Source organism: uncultured Campylobacter sp. (assembly GCF_905372745.1).
Lineage (GTDB): Bacteria > Campylobacterota > Campylobacteria > Campylobacterales > Campylobacteraceae > Campylobacter_A.
Genome location: NZ_CAJPQR010000013.1, coordinates 22050 through 36588 on the forward strand (window position 1 = coordinate 22050; position 14539 = coordinate 36588).

The window sequence follows — 14539 nt, forward strand, 5'->3', positions numbered from 1 at the left end:
GCCTTAGCTCTTTAATTTTACTTCTTTATGAATAGTATGTTTTTTTAGTCTTGGACAATATTTTTTTAGTTCCAATTTTTCGGTTGTTGTTTTGCTATTTTTTACCGTAGTATAATTTATATCACCTGATTCAGAACATTTAAGACCAACTTTTATTCTGTTACCTTTTGCCATAAATTCCCTTCAAAAAAGCGGAGAAAAACTCCGCCAAAATATAAAATTAAATTATGCTAGAATCTTAGAAACAACGCCTGAGCCGACTGTTCTACCGCCTTCACGGATCGCAAAGCGAGTTCCCTCTTCAAGAGCAACTGGCGCAATAAGCTCAACAGTTATCTTTAGGTTGTCACCAGGCATAACCATTTCTGTTCCTTCTGGAAGAGTGATAGAACCTGTAACATCAGTCGTTCTTACATAGAACTGCGGTCTATAGTTGTTAAAGAATGGAGTGTGGCGTCCGCCTTCTTCTTTTGTTAAAATATAAACTTCGCCCTCAAATTTAGTGTGAGGAGTAATTGATTTAGGTTTGCAAAGAACCATACCGCGCTCAACATCTTCCTTTTTTGTGCCTCTTAGAAGAACGCCTACGTTATCGCCTGCTTCACCTTGATCCATTTCTTTTCTAAACATCTCGACGCCGGTAACTGTAGTAGTTTGAGTTGGTCTAATACCTACGATTTCGATGGTATCGCCGACTTTTACCACACCTTTTTCAATTCTACCGGTAACAACCGTACCGCGACCAGAAATAGAGAAAACGTCCTCAATAGGCATCAAGAAATCTTTATCTGTTGCGCGAACCGGAGTTGGAATATACTCATCAACTCTAGCCATAAGCTCAAGAACCTTTGCAGACCATTCGCCGTCTGTTCCAGCCTTAGCCTCATTAAGAGCTTGTAGAGCCGAGCCTGCTACGATCGGGGTATCGTCACCAGGGAAGTCGTACTCGTTTAGAAGTTCACGAATTTCCATCTCGACTAGCTCAAGAAGCTCCGCATCGTCAACCATATCAGCCTTATTCATAAATACAACGATATAAGGAACGCCTACTTGACGAGATAGTAGAATATGCTCTCTAGTTTGAGGCATCGGGCCGTCAGCAGCAGATACGACTAGAATCGCACCGTCCATTTGCGCTGCACCTGTAATCATATTTTTAACATAGTCGGCGTGACCCGGGCAGTCAACATGCGCATAGTGGCGATTTTCGGTTTCGTACTCGATATGAGAAGTAGCAATGGTAATGCCGCGCTCTTTTTCTTCAGGAGCGTTATCGATATTATCATAGTCTTTTAGCTCTGCAAGACCTTTTCTTGAAAGAACAGCGGAAATCGCAGCTGTCAATGTTGTTTTACCATGGTCAACGTGACCGATAGTACCAATGTTTACGTGTGGCTTGTTACGTGAAAATTTTTCTTTTGCCATCTCTTCCTCCGTAATGATTTGTTTTTAACTCAAATTTATGTCTAATTTCTCTAAAACCATGGAGCTCATAGCGGGACTTGAACCCGCGACCTCTTCCTTACCAAGGAAGTGCTCTACCTCTGAGCCATATGAGCGTAATATCGCTTGGCATGAGAGATGATATAAAAACATAAACAACTAAAAGGAAATTAAAAATAGAGCTACAGCAAATGTATAAAAATTTATAGAGACTTTTATCATTTTACAGCTCCCAGTTTCATTTCCAAAATTCTGGAGCGGGAAACGGGGCTCGAACCCGCGACCCTCAGCTTGGAAGGCTGATGCTCTAGCCAACTGAGCTACTCCCGCATATAGCATGGTGGTGAGACGTGGATTCGAACCACGGAAGACATAGTCAGCAGATTTACAGTCTGCCCTCGTTGGCCGCTTGAGTATCTCACCCTAATTAATTTTAAATTATAAATGCTTAATGGTATTTCTGGTCAAACACTGTTATGAAATGGAGCTGGTGAACGGACTTGAACCGCCGACCCACTGCTTACAAGGCAGTAGCTCTACCAACTGAGCTACACCAGCATCCTGATTTGTGAAAGTTGGATTATAGCCCAATTTCTTCTCAAAGTCAAGACTTTTGCAAAAAATAGTCGCGTTTTACATTATTTTTATAAAAACATGCCTGTAGTTCGAATTTTTCTTTAGCCCATAGGCTCCGGGGCTTCTTTAAATTTTAAATCTTTTCTAAGTTTTGAACGCGGTTTAGCAAGCGGTTTTTCATCGCTTGATTTTTGCTCTACGATGCCGGTTTGAGCTTCGTCTTCTTTAGCTACTAGCGCATAAGCCTCTTTAAATCCAGCCGCCTTAATCTTTTGCGTCAGAACCTTAATATCGTTTTTATTCATAGCCCGCGTTTTGACCGCTATAGAGCGGTACCTACCGAATCTACCGCTAACTACGGCTTTTACGCCGTCTATCTTAGCGACTTTACGCTCTATATTGGCTCGCTCGCGTTCTATGGATTCTTGCGTTACGTCGTCGCCAAATGCGCTTACGAAGATATTATATTCGCTATTTGCGAGTAAAACGCTGCAAAGCAATAAAAAAACAACGACGATTTTTTTCATGCTTCTCCTTTTTGCTTGCAGCAAATTTAACTGTTTGGATTATATACGACAATGAATAAAATTGCGATAAATTTGACCGAACGCCTACCCAAGCACCCTTGCGATTAACTCTATCGGGTTCTCGCATTTCACGTCTGAGCCGCCGATATGCAGCGCATTTGAAATTTGCATTTTACAGGCGCTACACTCCGCGCTTACGATCTTTGCGCCAGAGTTTTTTATCATCTCTGATTTTCTTTGTCCGGCCGCGCGGCTTAGGTGATATTTTTCAGACTGCATCGTCACTCCGCCAAAACCGCAGCACTCGTTTGGATCGCTCATTTCTGTTATTTCGTAGTTTTGAGCGAGCAGCTTGCGAGGCTCTTTAAAGACGCCTTGCATTTTTCTAGCGTGGCAAGGGTCGTGATAGGTTACGGAGGCTAATTTTTTGCCTTTTTTTGCCAAAATTTCAGCCAAATTCGTAAATTTTTCAAAATACTCCGTCGCTAAAAATATCTTCTTACTCACCGCTTTTGCGCGATCTCGCCACTGCTCGTCATCATGAAAAAAGTGCTCGTAGTCGATCTTTATCATCGCCGAACAGGTCGCCTCCGGCACGATGATAGCGTCTAAATTTAAGAAAAGCCGTTCGAAATACTCGATATTTCGCTTTGCCAAAACCTCGACCGTCGCAAAATCTCCCGTAAAATACGCCGGCGCGCCGCAACAGGCCTGCTTTTTCATTAAATTTAAATTTAGCCCTAGCTCGCGCGCGATCTTAACCAAAGCCTCGCCGATGCCCGTATATGCGTAGTTTCCCATACAGCCGATAAAAACTCCGATAGTTTTATCGCCGCCGTTATCGATAAACTCGGCATGCGAGTTTAAAAAGCTCTTTTTGCTAGCAGTCGGCAAAAGACGCTCTTTTTTCACCATCGGCAGGCTAAATCTCGGACTCATCGCGCCTTCCCTGATCTTAAACGCGCAGCTTTGAAACACGTAGCCAAGCTTTGCCGCCAAATCCATTACCGCGCGATGGCGCAGTAGCCAAAAAAACGCCTTTTTGTACCACGCGATGCCAAATTTATCGGCGATATCGCGGCGGACGTTTTCTATCGCCGTATCCACGCGCAAGGAGTTTGGGCAGACCTCGACGCAGCTCGTGCATAAAAAACAGCTCTCAAAGATACTTTTCGCGCTTTTATCGAGTTTTAGCTCGCCGCGCTCGTAAGCGCCTACTAGGTCTAAAAAGCCGCGCGGAGAGGTCGTCTCGTCGGAGTTTATCTTGTGGATCGTGCAGACCTGGATGCATTTGCCGCATTTTACGCATTTATCTGAAATTTCGCTAAATTTAAACATATCCGCCCATCAAACCGTTTTAGAAAATCGGCGTAAATTTTCCGGTATTTTTTTCAAATACGCGTCAAAACACATCGCGATATTGCGGATGATCAGCGTGCCCGTCTCGTTTACGCTGATTTTTTCAGGCGTTACGGTTACGAATTCGCTCAAATTTTCAAGCTCGACCAAATCATCCTTAAAATACTCGAAAAATTTGATGTCAAATTTATCCTCGACCGCCTTGATATCAAGCGCAAAGTTGCTCATCAGGCTCATTATCACGGCTTTTCTGATTAGATCGTCATCGTTTAGATATATGCCCTTGCAATACGGCAAAACGCCGCTATCTAGGGCCTTTTCGTATTCGTCCATGTCTTTGAAATTTTGCGCGTAGTATCTTTGCCCTTCGCCGATGCTAGTTAGTCCGATGCCGATGAGATCGGCTCCGCCCTTGGTCGTGTAGCCCTGGAAGTTGCGGTGTAGCGTGCCGTTAGCAAGCGCGCCGAAAAGCTCGTCGCACGGCTTTGCAAAGTGATCCATGCCGATCATTTTGTAGCCGTTTTTTATAAAAAACTCGGCCGTGTATTTTAAAATTTCAAGCTTGGTTTTAGGGCTAGGCAGCGTAGCTTCGTCAAATTTGCGCATAGATTTTTTTATCCACGGCACGTGCGCGTAGTTAAACACCGCCAGGCGGTCGGGAGATAGCGTCAGAGCCTTATCCAGCGTTGCTTTAAAGCTATCTAGCGTCTGATACGGCAGGCCGTAGATCAGGTCCATATTTATCGAGTTTATGCCCTTAGCACGCGCCATATCTACGGCGTTTTTGGTGATCTCGTAGGGCTGGATGCGGTGGATCTCTTTTTGCACGCGCTCGTCAAAGTCCTGCACACCGTAGCTAACGCGGTTAAAGCCGTGCGAAATCAGCACGTCAAGCTGCTCGGGCGTTAAAAATCTCGGATCAATTTCGCAGCTGATTTCAGCCTCTGGCGAGAAGTTTTTAAATTTAGCCTTTATCATCTTGATGATTTCATCTAGCTGATCCGCGCCGTAAAACGTCGGAGTGCCGCCGCCAAAGTGCATTTGCAGCACAGGCGCGCTCGTATCAAGGTTTGCCGCTAGCAGATCGAGCTCTTTTTGTAGATACTGCATGTACCGCGTTTTGCGATCCTCTTTGCTCGTATAGATTACGTTGCAACCGCAAAAATAACAGGCGCTGCGGCAAAACGGCAGGTGCAAATAAAGCGAAAGCGGGCGCGAGGCGTCGCGGTTTTTTAGCTCCCGCAGGTAGTCCTCGTAGCTAAATTTATCGCTAAACTCGGGCGCGGTCGGATAGCTCGTGTAGCGCGGTCCCGGGCGCGAATACTTCACGTAAGCGTCAAAATCTATCATAGCGTTTTATTCCTCGCGTTTTTCATTAAATTCTGCATATCGACGAATAAATTCGGATACTGCTTTTTGATACCTTTTACCAGTTTTTCCAAATTTACGTCGATGCTTTTTTTGTTTTTATTTTTTGCGGCAATCTTGCGTATCTCGTCCATCGCCACGACCCAAACGTCGGCGAAGTCTATCGGCACGTTCTGCCAGATCGTCTTTTCAAGCCTTAGCTCGAAATTTTCCTTTTGGACGTTGCGGTAGGCTTCGATGAGCTGCGAGAGCGATTTTAACGAAACCATCGTGTGTAAATTTTGATTTTCGTCAATGCCAAACCAAGGCTCCACTCCGTCCCACGAGCCGCTTTTTAGGCTGAGGCTCATTTGACTCGGATCGCTTGTCGGCACGATCTCAAATATCGTTTTATCGCCCTCTTTTATCCCGAGCTCGCCCGAAATTTCGTCTATTTTTTCGTATGTTTTTTGTAGATTTTTTTCTTTCATTTACTTCCTTAACTTACCCGTTTTGGTGCCTATCAAGCCACACCATCACGCCTTTTTGCGCGTGCAAGCGATTTTCCGCCTCGGCAAAAATCTCGTCCGCATGCGCTTCAAACACCGCCTCGCTTACCTCGTATCCGCGGTAGGCCGGCAAGCAGTGCAAAAATATAGCGCCGGGCGCGGCTAATTTCATCAAATTTTCATCCACGCAAAATCCGGCAAAGTCCCTCAGGCGCTTTTCTTTTTCCGTTTCTTGCCCCATCGAGACCCAGGTGTCGGTAGTGACAAGGTTAGCGCCCGATACGGCTTCTTTTACGTCCTGAGTTAGATAAATTTTAGCTCCCGAAATTTGAGCGTTTTTCATCGCTAAATTTGCGATTTCGCCGTCCGGCTCGTAGCCCGCGGGCGTTGCGATCCTTAGCTCAAAGCCTAGTTTGCTAGCTAGCATCAGCCACGAGTGAGCCATGTTGTTGCCGTCACCCACGAACGCCGCTTTTATCTCGTCTATTTTTAGCCCGCATTCGATAGCCGTCATGAGATCAGCCATCAGCTGTGCGGGGTGAAATTTATCGCTAAGGCCGTTTATTACGGGTACGCGGCTAAATTTGGCAAGCTCCTCTAACGTCTCGTGGCGATTAACGCGAGCCATTATAAGATCGCACATTCGCGAGATCACGCGCGCGGTGTCTTTTATCGGTTCGCCGCGCCCGATCTGGATATCGCTCGAGCTAAGAAATAGCGCGTGTCCGCCAAGCTCGTTCATCCCTACATCAAAGCTTACGCGCGTTCTAGTTGAACTTTTCTCAAATATCATCGCCAATTTTTGATCTTTTAGATACGGCTTAAAATCTCGCACCTTAGCCTCTTTTTTTATCTGCAAACCCAAATTTAAAATTTCTATGATTTCGTCTTTGCTAAAATCGTTTAACGTCAAAAAGTGCCGCATTTTGCCCCCTTTAAATTCCCAAATTTGCCCACAAATTTTTAAGGCGAAGTATTGTGAGATGGATTTAAATGTTGTGCAGAAATTTTAAGTCAAGGCTAGACAAGTAGTCTGCCACAGACTTAAAATTTCCTCTGCTCGCAGTTGCGAGTACAACGAAGCAAAAATCTCTCTCAAAAGCGCTCAAAAAGACAAGCCGCTATTTTCTTAGTAAAGCGGCGGCTTCTTTGGCATGATAGCTTATTATTAGATCCGCCCCCGCTCTCTTAAACCCTACCAGCGTCTCCATCATCACGCGCTCGTAGTCAATGACGCCCGCTTTTTCCGCAGCTTTTAGCAGAGCGTATTCGCCGCTCACGTTATACGCGCAGATCGGCAGTCTCGTCGCTTCGCGCAGATCACGGATGATGTCTAAATACGCAAGGGCGGGTTTTACCATCAAGATATCGGCCCCCTGCGCCTCGTCTTCTAGGCTCTCGCTCACGGCTTCTAGACGGTTTGCGCTATCCATCTGATAGCTCTTTCTATCGCCAAAACTTGGCGCGCTCTCCGCTACGTCGCGAAACGGACCGTAGTACGCCGAAGCAAATTTGGTCGAATACGCCATAATCGGCAAATTTTCGTATCCGCTCGAATCCAGCGCCCCGCGCAAGGTAGCGATGATGCCGTCCATCATGCCGCTTGGGGCGATCATATCGGCGCCGTTTCTAGCATGGATCAGCGCTTGTTTAGCGGAGATCTCTAGCGTCGCGTCGTTATCGACGGTCTGGTGGACGTGATCTAGGATGCCGCAGTGACCGTGATCGGTGTACTCGCAAAAGCAAAGATCGGTTATCACGACAAGACCCGCAAATTTATCCTTTATCGCTCGAAGAGCGGTCGCGATGATGCCTTCGTCGCTTAGAGCGTCGCTGCCTACGCTATCTTTTAGGCTAGGGATTCCAAACAATATAACCGCTTTTATGCCTAAATTTCGCACGATTTCGCACTCTTTTAAAATTTCGTCCAAACTCATCTGAAAGACGCCCGGCATCGAGCTTATCTCTTTTTTCACGCCCTTGCCTTCGACGACGAAAAGCGGATAGATAAAATCGCTCGCGCTAACGCTAGTTTCGCGCACCATCTCTCTGATCGCGGGATTTATCCTGAGTCTTCTAAAACGTTTAAACATAATTTTCCTTTTACTTCGCTACAATTTACGCTTAGTGTAACATAATAGGAGTTAAAATTTTATGAATATCGAGCTTTCAAATACGGCGAATTTACCCTCTCGTTTCGGGACGTTTGAGATACAGGCGTTTAAGGAGGGGCAAAAGGAGCATTTAGCGATATTTAAAAAACCTTTCGGCGAGGTCGTAAACGTCCGCATCCACTCCGAGTGCCTAACGGGCGATGCGATCGGTAGCCTAAAATGCGACTGCCGCGACCAGCTGGAAGCCAGCCTAAAATACATCGAAGAGCACGGCGGTATGGTGATCTATCTGCGCCAAGAGGGGCGAAATATCGGCCTGCTAAACAAAGTAAACGCCTACCACCTGCAAGATGAGGGCCTTGACACCATCGAGGCAAATCACCAGCTAGGCTTTAAGGCCGACGAGCGCACGTATGAGATCGTGGATTTTATCTTGAAGCACTTTGGCATCGAAAAGATAAATTTGCTAACCAATAATCCAAAAAAATTATCCGGGCTAAAATGCGTACAGATCGTCTCTCGTGTGCCGATCGTCATACACGCGAACAAATTTAACGAAAACTACCTACGCGTGAAAAAAGAGCAGATGGGGCATATGCTAGATGAAAATTGACCTGCCGAGGGACTTTGATGCGCAAACGGCGAAATTTAGCGATATTTTGGCTAAATTTAACCGCGTGCACAGCCTAACTAGCTACAAAAATTTAAACGAGCAGATCGCCGACAGCATAGCTCCGCTTGAAATTTTCCCGCAAATTTGGGGCGCCAAAACGGCGATTGATGTGGGTAGCGGAGCGGGCTTTCCAGCGATATTTCTCGCGATGATTTTAAGGGAGTGCGAGTGGCATCTCTTTGAACCCGGCCCGAAAAAATCGGCGTTTCTAAGCTACGTCAAGGCCGAGCTAAATTTAACCAACGTCCGCGTAAAATCTTGTAAGATCGAGGACGGCGAGCCCTTTACGGCGCAGCTCATCACTAGCCGCGCGCTAATGAAAACGAAAGATTTGCTTGGGATTTGCGACGGGTTTTTTGACGCGCAAACTCAAATTTTACTTTACAAAGGAAGCAGCGTACAAAGCGAGCTAGACGGGCTCAAAGCTCAAATTTACGGGCGCGGGAACCGAAATTACGTATTTATAAAGGGCGGCGATGTTATTTAAAATTTTGGCTTTTTTTGCGGTTTTAATCGCGATTTATATGATATTTTTTAAAACCCGCGTCAAAAGAGGCGTAAAAGGCGGCGCAAAAAAAGAGGACAAAGAGGCCCAAAATTTCGTCGAATGCAAAAAATGCGGCACCTTTATAGAGGCCAAAGACGCCGTAATAAGCGGCAGCGGGTATATCTGCGAGGACTGCATAAAGGATAAAAAATGAAACTAATCGGCCACGAGCTAGTGCCGTACGAGCCGCTATTTTGGCGCGAGAATGCCCGGCAGATCGAAGCAGGCAAGCAAAATTTATTTAAATTTGACGCAGCCTCGATAAAGCGTGCGCAGGAGTTCGGCGCCCAGTTTAGCGTCGAAGCTGAAAATCTAAACGAGATCATCGTCGCAAACGCAGCCGGAGCGAAATTTATCATCGTGCCCCGCGAGCTTGCCGGCAAAGCGGCAAAGTTAGCGCAAGATTATCTATTTGACGCTCAAATTTGCGCCTTTGTAGAAAGCGAAAACGAGCTAGCCGTGCTTAGCGAGACTGGCGCGGACGTCGCGATATTTAAAACCGCCGTAATAGGCAAGGATAAACGATGATAAAATTTCCGCCGCTATATCTAAAATTTTTAGAGGATCTCGGCGACGAAGAGTGCATAGACGTTTTTAACGAAGCGGGAGCGGGCACTTATCTATACGGGCGCGCGGCTCTAGCTGAGCGAAACGAAACATACGAAGTAGCGCTTTACGAGCCAAATTTTTATATGATAGGCCAAGACGGCGACCTTGGATTTTTCATAAAGTTAAACTCGGACGATACTATTTATTTTAACGATCTAGGCGCGCTAAGCTCGGCTCCGATGCGCCTAGCGGAGCGAGATATTTTTGCCTTTATCAAAAAGATAAAAGACGGCGACGAGATATTTTCATAAAATTTTACGAGCAAAGGAAACAAATGGAGCTTTTTAAAACTGCATTTTTGATGACGGCGCTAATGCTGCTTTTCGTAGCCGTGGGCGGCGCGATAGGCGGCACTAGCGGCATGCTGGTGGCATTTTTGATTGCGCTTGGGATGAATTTCTTTTCGTATTTTTTCTCGGACACCCTCGTGCTAAAGCACTACCAAGCCGTGCCCGTGGACGAGGCGCACGCGACGGGACTTTATCAGATCGTGCGCGAGCTTTGCGAGAAGGCAAATTTGCCGATGCCAAAGATCTACATCATCCCGGAAGCCGTACCAAACGCATTTGCCACAGGTCGTAACCCCAGCCACGCCGCGGTAGCCGTGACTGAAGGACTGCTAAATCTGCTAAACAAAGACGAGATCGAGGGCGTACTAGCTCACGAGCTAAGCCACGTGCGCCACTACGACATCCTAACGGGCTCTATCGCGGCGGTTTTTGCGGGCGCGATCGCGATACTGGCAAATTTCGCGCAGTTTGGCGCGGCAAACCGTCAGGGCAAGCAAAATCCGCTAATGCTAATCGCTCTAGCCGTCATCATGCCGCTGGCCGCCACGATCATACGCATGGCGATCTCGCGGGCGCGGGAGTTTGAGGCAGATAGGGGCGCAGCGATGATAACCGGCAAGCCCCAGCACCTAGCAGGCGCCCTGCGCAAGCTCGAGGACTACGCGCGCGGACGCGTGATGGCAAACGCCGACGAACAAAGCGCGCATATGTTTATCATAAATCCATTTAGCGGCGTAAAAAGCGCTCTGGGCTCGCTGTTTCGCACGCATCCAAGTACCCAAGACCGCATCGCCGCGCTAGAAAATTTACGCTCGCAATCAGGTGGCGAAAACGGCGTGAAAGGGTATTTTAGAAAGTAAATTTGACGGGCAATTTAAGCCCTCGTCTTAACGTCAAATTTAAGCAAAACGGCTTGGCTTCAGGTTTTAAGTTAAAGCCGAATTTAACTCCGCGCCGCGTCAAATTTGACCGTCCGCGTCAAAGTAAATTTATCAAAAAGGCAAAACATGAAAATAGCCGTAAACGGCGCGAGCGGATTTATCGGCGGCGAACTGTGCCGCTTTTTTAGAGCCCAGGGGTACGAGGTCGTAGCTATCCCGAAAGCAGCTTATGCCGACAAAGACGCGCTCAAAAACCTCATCGGCGGCTGCGACGCGGTTATAAATTTAGCAGGCGCTTCTATCGCGGCCAGATGGAGCGAGGACTATAAAAAGCGTCTTCGCGCAAGCAGGATAGAGACGACGCGCACGCTAGTTTGCGCTATAAACGAGCTAGAAAATCCGCCATTTTTCATCAGTGCTTCAGCCGTGGGCCTCTACGAAAACGGGCTTGGTCACGACGAGAGCTCGGTCAAATTTGACCGCGGATTTTTGGGCGAGCTAGCATACGAGTGGGAGAGCGAGGCCGCTAAAGCGCGGACGCAAACGGCGATATTTCGCCTAGGCGTGGTGCTAGGGCGAGGCGGCGCGCTGGCTAAGATGTTGCCGGCGTTTAGGCTCGGTCTTGGCGGCAAGATCGGTAGCGGCGAGCAGGCGTTTTGCTGGATTCACATCGCTGATTTACTAGAGGTATTTAAATTTACCTTACAAAACCGTCAAAGCGGCGTTTTTAATCTCGTTTCGCCGACTCCTAGCACCAACGGCGAATTTACTAAAATTTTAGGCGAGGTTTTGGGGCGACCGACGTTTTTTAAAGTGCCTAAATTTGCGTTAAATTTGATGTTTGGCGAGTGGTCCGGCGTGCTGCTTGAAGGCGCGAAAGTCTATCCCAAAACCTTAATAGAGAGCGGATTTAGCTTTAAATTTGGCGATCTAAAAGCAGCGCTTCGGGATATTTTGAAGTAAATTTAAATAATTTTGCCTGCTTAGCCAAATGTTCCGCTTCAGTTTTTGCAAAATGCGGCTCGTGCCAATCCAGCGTAAATTTGATACCGCTACGAAAATTTAGCCGCGGCTAGAATCTCGCCTGATTTTACCACAAATCCAAATTTTAAAAACGCAGGCGTAGAAACATAAAAGCAAATACGATAACGCCCTAAAACATAAAATGCTTTGCCCGCTGATATGGCAGGCTATAAATCGGTAAACAAAATTTAGCAAACCTGACGCTTAGGCAAAATTAGCACGATCCGCCCAAGAAAAAAGCGATAAATTTTTACGACTGCCGAACGATGTCTTAAATTTACAAAACCGCGGGCTGGTATAGGCAAGATTCGGCGTAAATTTTGAATCAGATGGCAAATTTACGTTTTTGAAGATATCAGACTAAGCTCATAAATTTGGAAAGCTAGCTTTTGGCGTTAGTTCTACGCGCAGAGCTTGCTGTCTGCGCGCTCAAGCGGACCTGCGAGAAGTTTTACTCAAACCGCCTCGAGATGCTAGGCGAAAGTTTGGTCAAGACGTCATAACTAATCGTGCCAAAAAAATCCGCCCAAACGCGCGCGTCGTCAAATACGCAAATTTTATCGCCCGCGTCTTCGCAGCAAAAGCTATCCATCGACATTTTGCCGAGCAACCTCTGTCCGCCCGCTGTCCGTAGCTCGCCCTCGCCCGCATAGCGCAGCAGTCCGTCGCCGTAGCCCAGGTCGTAAATGGCGATTTGCATATCCTCGCTCGCGCAAAATTTAGCGCCATAGCCCGCACATTGTCCTTTTTTTAGCACCCTGCCGCTAACCTTATGCGCCCAAAGCGACGCCACGCGCTTTAGCCCTAAACTCTCATCAAACTGCGCGTAGCCGTAGGCGGCGATACCCACGCGCACAAACTCGTCCGCTAGCTCGCAGAAGCGCTCTGTCGCAGCAGAGTTGTGAGAGTGAAAGACCAAACCCTCGCCGCAAATTTCGCGCACCACGGCTTTTGCTGCGGCGAAATTTTGCCTCTGTACGAAATAATCGCTACTAAGCTCTTCAGCGCTTCTAAAGTGCGTAAATGCTCCGCAAATTTGCAGTCCGTGCGCCAAGGCCGCCTCGCACGCCGCGCGCACTTCGCCCACCGCCACGCCGTTTCGGTGCATGAGCGTATCGACGGCGATATGCACGCGCGCGCCTTGTTTAAATTTAGCAATCAGCGAAATGTCGTTTACCGCGTAGATAAATCTCTCGCTCTCGCCGCCCGTAGGGATGTGCGAAAGGATAAGAATATGCTCGAAAAAGGGCTCTAGCTCGTGCGCCTCGGCTTCGTTTTTGACCGCGCAAAATTTGATACCGTAGCTTGCCGCCTCACGCCCCACAAGCGCCGCTCCGTGCCCATAGGCATTGTCTTTTAGCACCAAAATCACGCGATCTTTGCCGCCGGCTTTGGCGCAAATTTTAGTTAGATTATGGATATAGGCGGATCTGTTTAAAACGAGTTCAGACATTGAAATTTACGCCAAACGCCTCATAAACGTTAGGAAGCAGCTTCCTAATACTATAATCGTAAGAGTAAAATTTAGCGTAAAGCGCCTTTAGATCGGCCTCCTTAACCGCCGCGAAATCAAACACGTCAGTACCCGCAACCTTTGGCACTTGGCGGTCTAGCTCGGCGAAAAACTCGCTCCTAGCCTTTAAAATTTCCTCGATCTGATTTTTTACTATTTCTTTTTTTTCTTGCATTTACTTCTCCGTTAAGATTTTAAATTTATCTTTATCTAGTCGCACGTAGAGCTCTTTTTGCCCCTTAAATTCGTGACTAGGCGCTGCATAATCCTCGTCAAAAACCACTCTAAAAAGATTTTGCCCTTTAGTGTTCGGGTACGGCGTCACGCTAAAATTTGACGCTTTTATGCTCTTTTTTTCGTTTAGCGCGAAAATTCTTTTTTTATTTTCGGCAAATTTAGCTCTCGTTAGCGCGTTTTTACCGTCTATTTTTACAAATTCGTCCGCGTAAAAGCCGAGGTAAATTTTAGTCTCATTATCTCTCCACGCTTGCAGCCACTCGTGCAGATGCGCCAGTACGCGCGCGATGTCGTCTTTGCTAGCGTCTACCTTCTGGCTTTCGCTGATTATCACGACGCCCTCGCTGCCGATCAGTTTTCCGAATTTCACCAGCGCATTGTTGTTAAACGCCACGCAGCCGCGCGTTTTTACTTCATCCTCGCGCTTGCCTTTCATCGGCAGACCGTGTATCCATATGCCTCCGCCGGTTTTTTGTGCGGCCTTGTCGTGAGCGTTTGGGTACGATAGCGACATCGCAAGCGGCCCGTAAAAAGGATCGGGCGGCGTAAATTTATCCGTGACGTCGTAAACCCCGACCGGCGTTTTTAGGTCGCCTTCTTTAAATTTATCCCCGCTTTTGCCCGTTATCACGCTTTGTGAGAAAATTTGCTCCAGCGCGCCGCCTGAGTAGTCGAAGCTTTGCAGGGTTTTTTGCGCTTTATTTATGACGATGATTTTGGTCTTAGCCTCGTAGTAGCCGTATCTGACGTCAGCCGTGCCTAGCTTTTCCAGCCAGTATTTAGCATCCCTCAAATTTTCGTCCGCTAGAGTCTTGGCGGCTAAAATTTGAGAAAAAAAGATAGAAAAAATAAGTAAGCCGAGTAGTTTTTTCAAAATTTTCCTAACGTTGC

Annotated in this window: 18 protein-coding genes and 4 tRNA genes; 7 read left to right on the top strand and 15 right to left on the bottom strand. The window is 47.1% G+C overall.

The genetic code is table 11. The features are described 5' to 3' along the window. Positions 1 to 3: 3 nt before the first annotated feature. The 12 genes from rpmG to hemB all read right to left on the bottom strand — a co-directional run bounded on the left by rpmG (position 4) and on the right by hemB (position 7854). Positions 4 to 174: a 50S ribosomal protein L33 gene (rpmG, locus tag QZ157_RS05245; protein WP_034964152.1), complete on the bottom strand. Its 171-nt coding sequence runs from the start codon at positions 172 to 174 to the stop codon at positions 4 to 6. A 51-nt stretch (positions 175 to 225) separates the two neighbouring features. Then, positions 226 to 1425 (bottom strand): elongation factor Tu, encoded by a 1200-nt coding sequence (tuf, locus tag QZ157_RS05250; protein WP_002947618.1) that lies wholly within the window; start codon positions 1423 to 1425, stop codon positions 226 to 228. 59 nt (positions 1426 to 1484) lie between these two features. Then, positions 1485 to 1559 (bottom strand) — tRNA-Thr (locus QZ157_RS05255). Between the two features lie 137 nt (positions 1560 to 1696). After that, positions 1697 to 1773 (bottom strand) — tRNA-Gly (locus QZ157_RS05260). An 8-nt stretch (positions 1774 to 1781) separates the two neighbouring features. Beyond that, positions 1782 to 1866 (bottom strand) — tRNA-Tyr (locus QZ157_RS05265). Between the two features lie 59 nt (positions 1867 to 1925). After that, a tRNA-Thr gene (locus tag QZ157_RS05270) sits at positions 1926 to 2001 on the bottom strand. Between the two features lie 119 nt (positions 2002 to 2120). Next, positions 2121 to 2546 carry a hypothetical protein gene (locus tag QZ157_RS05275; protein ID WP_295142761.1) on the bottom strand — a complete coding sequence of 142 codons (426 nt, stop codon included), beginning with the start codon at positions 2544 to 2546 and terminating at the stop codon, positions 2121 to 2123. Positions 2547 to 2630: 84 nt separating this feature from the next. Then, entirely contained in the window at positions 2631 to 3884 is a 1254-nt protein-coding gene (locus QZ157_RS05280; protein ID WP_295142763.1) for a (Fe-S)-binding protein, read from the bottom strand. A gap of 9 nt (positions 3885 to 3893) precedes the next feature. Continuing rightward, the gene (gene hemN / locus QZ157_RS05285) at positions 3894 to 5255 is read right to left on the bottom strand and encodes an oxygen-independent coproporphyrinogen III oxidase (RefSeq protein WP_295142766.1); all 1362 of its coding nucleotides are present in this window, start codon (positions 5253 to 5255) and stop codon (positions 3894 to 3896) included. Next, a complete protein-coding gene (locus QZ157_RS05290; RefSeq protein ID WP_295142769.1) occupies positions 5252 to 5743 on the bottom strand; it encodes a DUF2603 domain-containing protein in 492 nt (163 codons plus the stop codon). The genes hemN and QZ157_RS05290 overlap by 4 nt, the downstream gene beginning before the upstream one ends. A 13-nt stretch (positions 5744 to 5756) precedes the next feature. Next, entirely contained in the window at positions 5757 to 6686 is a 930-nt protein-coding gene (argF, locus tag QZ157_RS05295) for an ornithine carbamoyltransferase (RefSeq protein WP_295142771.1), read from the bottom strand. Positions 6687 to 6882: 196 nt separating this feature from the next. Beyond that, complete coding sequence (gene hemB / locus QZ157_RS05300) at positions 6883 to 7854, bottom strand: porphobilinogen synthase (protein ID WP_295142774.1); 972 nt, start codon at positions 7852 to 7854, stop codon at positions 6883 to 6885. Between the two features lie 61 nt (positions 7855 to 7915). Here hemB and ribA point away from each other — a divergent pair, with 61 nt between their 5' ends. The 7 genes from ribA (at position 7916) to QZ157_RS05335 (ending at position 11838) form a co-directional block, all read left to right on the top strand. Next, on the top strand, positions 7916 to 8488 hold the full coding sequence (gene ribA, locus QZ157_RS05305; RefSeq protein WP_295142777.1) for a GTP cyclohydrolase II: 573 nt from the start codon (positions 7916 to 7918) through the stop codon (positions 8486 to 8488). Next, positions 8478 to 9035 carry a 16S rRNA (guanine(527)-N(7))-methyltransferase RsmG gene (gene rsmG, locus QZ157_RS05310; protein WP_295142780.1) on the top strand — a complete coding sequence of 186 codons (558 nt, stop codon included), beginning with the start codon at positions 8478 to 8480 and terminating at the stop codon, positions 9033 to 9035. Before ribA ends, rsmG begins: the two co-directional genes overlap by 11 nt. Beyond that, positions 9025 to 9249: a PP0621 family protein gene (locus QZ157_RS05315; RefSeq protein ID WP_295142783.1), complete on the top strand. Its 225-nt coding sequence runs from the start codon at positions 9025 to 9027 to the stop codon at positions 9247 to 9249. Before rsmG ends, QZ157_RS05315 begins: the two co-directional genes overlap by 11 nt. Further along, positions 9246 to 9623 (top strand): hypothetical protein, encoded by a 378-nt coding sequence (locus QZ157_RS05320; RefSeq protein WP_295142785.1) that lies wholly within the window; start codon positions 9246 to 9248, stop codon positions 9621 to 9623. The genes QZ157_RS05315 and QZ157_RS05320 overlap by 4 nt, the downstream gene beginning before the upstream one ends. Beyond that, entirely contained in the window at positions 9620 to 9955 is a 336-nt protein-coding gene (locus QZ157_RS05325; RefSeq protein WP_295142788.1) for a hypothetical protein, read from the top strand. Before QZ157_RS05320 ends, QZ157_RS05325 begins: the two co-directional genes overlap by 4 nt. A gap of 23 nt (positions 9956 to 9978) precedes the next feature. Continuing rightward, positions 9979 to 10854, top strand: coding sequence for a zinc metalloprotease HtpX (htpX, locus tag QZ157_RS05330; protein ID WP_295142791.1), 876 nt, complete (start codon positions 9979 to 9981; stop codon positions 10852 to 10854). Between the two features lie 147 nt (positions 10855 to 11001). Next, positions 11002 to 11838, top strand: a complete 837-nt coding sequence (locus QZ157_RS05335; protein ID WP_295142794.1) for a TIGR01777 family oxidoreductase — start codon at positions 11002 to 11004, stop codon at positions 11836 to 11838. 511 nt (positions 11839 to 12349) lie between these two features. Here the strand turns inward: QZ157_RS05335 and QZ157_RS05340 are convergent. From QZ157_RS05340 to QZ157_RS05350, 3 genes are read right to left on the bottom strand one after another with little or no spacing between them, the layout of a single operon-like run. After that, positions 12350 to 13351: an alanine racemase gene (locus QZ157_RS05340; protein ID WP_295142796.1), complete on the bottom strand. Its 1002-nt coding sequence runs from the start codon at positions 13349 to 13351 to the stop codon at positions 12350 to 12352. Continuing rightward, positions 13344 to 13586, bottom strand: a complete 243-nt coding sequence (cmeU, locus tag QZ157_RS05345) for a CmeU family protein (protein ID WP_295142801.1) — start codon at positions 13584 to 13586, stop codon at positions 13344 to 13346. The genes QZ157_RS05340 and cmeU overlap by 8 nt, the downstream gene beginning before the upstream one ends. Then, entirely contained in the window at positions 13587 to 14522 is a 936-nt protein-coding gene (locus QZ157_RS05350; protein WP_295142804.1) for a L,D-transpeptidase family protein, read from the bottom strand. Between the last annotated feature and the right edge of the window lie 17 nt (positions 14523 to 14539).

What these genes read in the sequence shown, in the direction of transcription:
- rpmG (WP_034964152.1), bottom strand. Translation starts at nt 174, where the DNA reads ATGGCAAAAGGTAACAGAATAAAAGTTGGTCTTAAATGTTCTGAATCA.
- QZ157_RS05325 (WP_295142788.1), top strand. Translation starts at nt 9,620, where the DNA reads ATGATAAAATTTCCGCCGCTATATCTAAAATTTTTAGAGGATCTCGGC.
- QZ157_RS05280 (WP_295142763.1), bottom strand. Translation starts at nt 3,884, where the DNA reads ATGTTTAAATTTAGCGAAATTTCAGATAAATGCGTAAAATGCGGCAAA.
- argF (WP_295142771.1), bottom strand. Translation starts at nt 6,686, where the DNA reads ATGCGGCACTTTTTGACGTTAAACGATTTTAGCAAAGACGAAATCATA.
- QZ157_RS05320 (WP_295142785.1), top strand. Translation starts at nt 9,246, where the DNA reads ATGAAACTAATCGGCCACGAGCTAGTGCCGTACGAGCCGCTATTTTGG.
- QZ157_RS05315 (WP_295142783.1), top strand. Translation starts at nt 9,025, where the DNA reads ATGTTATTTAAAATTTTGGCTTTTTTTGCGGTTTTAATCGCGATTTAT.
- htpX (WP_295142791.1), top strand. Translation starts at nt 9,979, where the DNA reads ATGGAGCTTTTTAAAACTGCATTTTTGATGACGGCGCTAATGCTGCTT.
- QZ157_RS05340 (WP_295142796.1), bottom strand. Translation starts at nt 13,351, where the DNA reads ATGTCTGAACTCGTTTTAAACAGATCCGCCTATATCCATAATCTAACT.
- hemN (WP_295142766.1), bottom strand. Translation starts at nt 5,255, where the DNA reads ATGATAGATTTTGACGCTTACGTGAAGTATTCGCGCCCGGGACCGCGC.
- rsmG (WP_295142780.1), top strand. Translation starts at nt 8,478, where the DNA reads ATGAAAATTGACCTGCCGAGGGACTTTGATGCGCAAACGGCGAAATTT.
- cmeU (WP_295142801.1), bottom strand. Translation starts at nt 13,586, where the DNA reads ATGCAAGAAAAAAAAGAAATAGTAAAAAATCAGATCGAGGAAATTTTA.
- tuf (WP_002947618.1), bottom strand. Translation starts at nt 1,425, where the DNA reads ATGGCAAAAGAAAAATTTTCACGTAACAAGCCACACGTAAACATTGGT.
- QZ157_RS05290 (WP_295142769.1), bottom strand. Translation starts at nt 5,743, where the DNA reads ATGAAAGAAAAAAATCTACAAAAAACATACGAAAAAATAGACGAAATT.
- QZ157_RS05275 (WP_295142761.1), bottom strand. Translation starts at nt 2,546, where the DNA reads ATGAAAAAAATCGTCGTTGTTTTTTTATTGCTTTGCAGCGTTTTACTC.
- QZ157_RS05335 (WP_295142794.1), top strand. Translation starts at nt 11,002, where the DNA reads ATGAAAATAGCCGTAAACGGCGCGAGCGGATTTATCGGCGGCGAACTG.
- hemB (WP_295142774.1), bottom strand. Translation starts at nt 7,854, where the DNA reads ATGTTTAAACGTTTTAGAAGACTCAGGATAAATCCCGCGATCAGAGAG.
- ribA (WP_295142777.1), top strand. Translation starts at nt 7,916, where the DNA reads ATGAATATCGAGCTTTCAAATACGGCGAATTTACCCTCTCGTTTCGGG.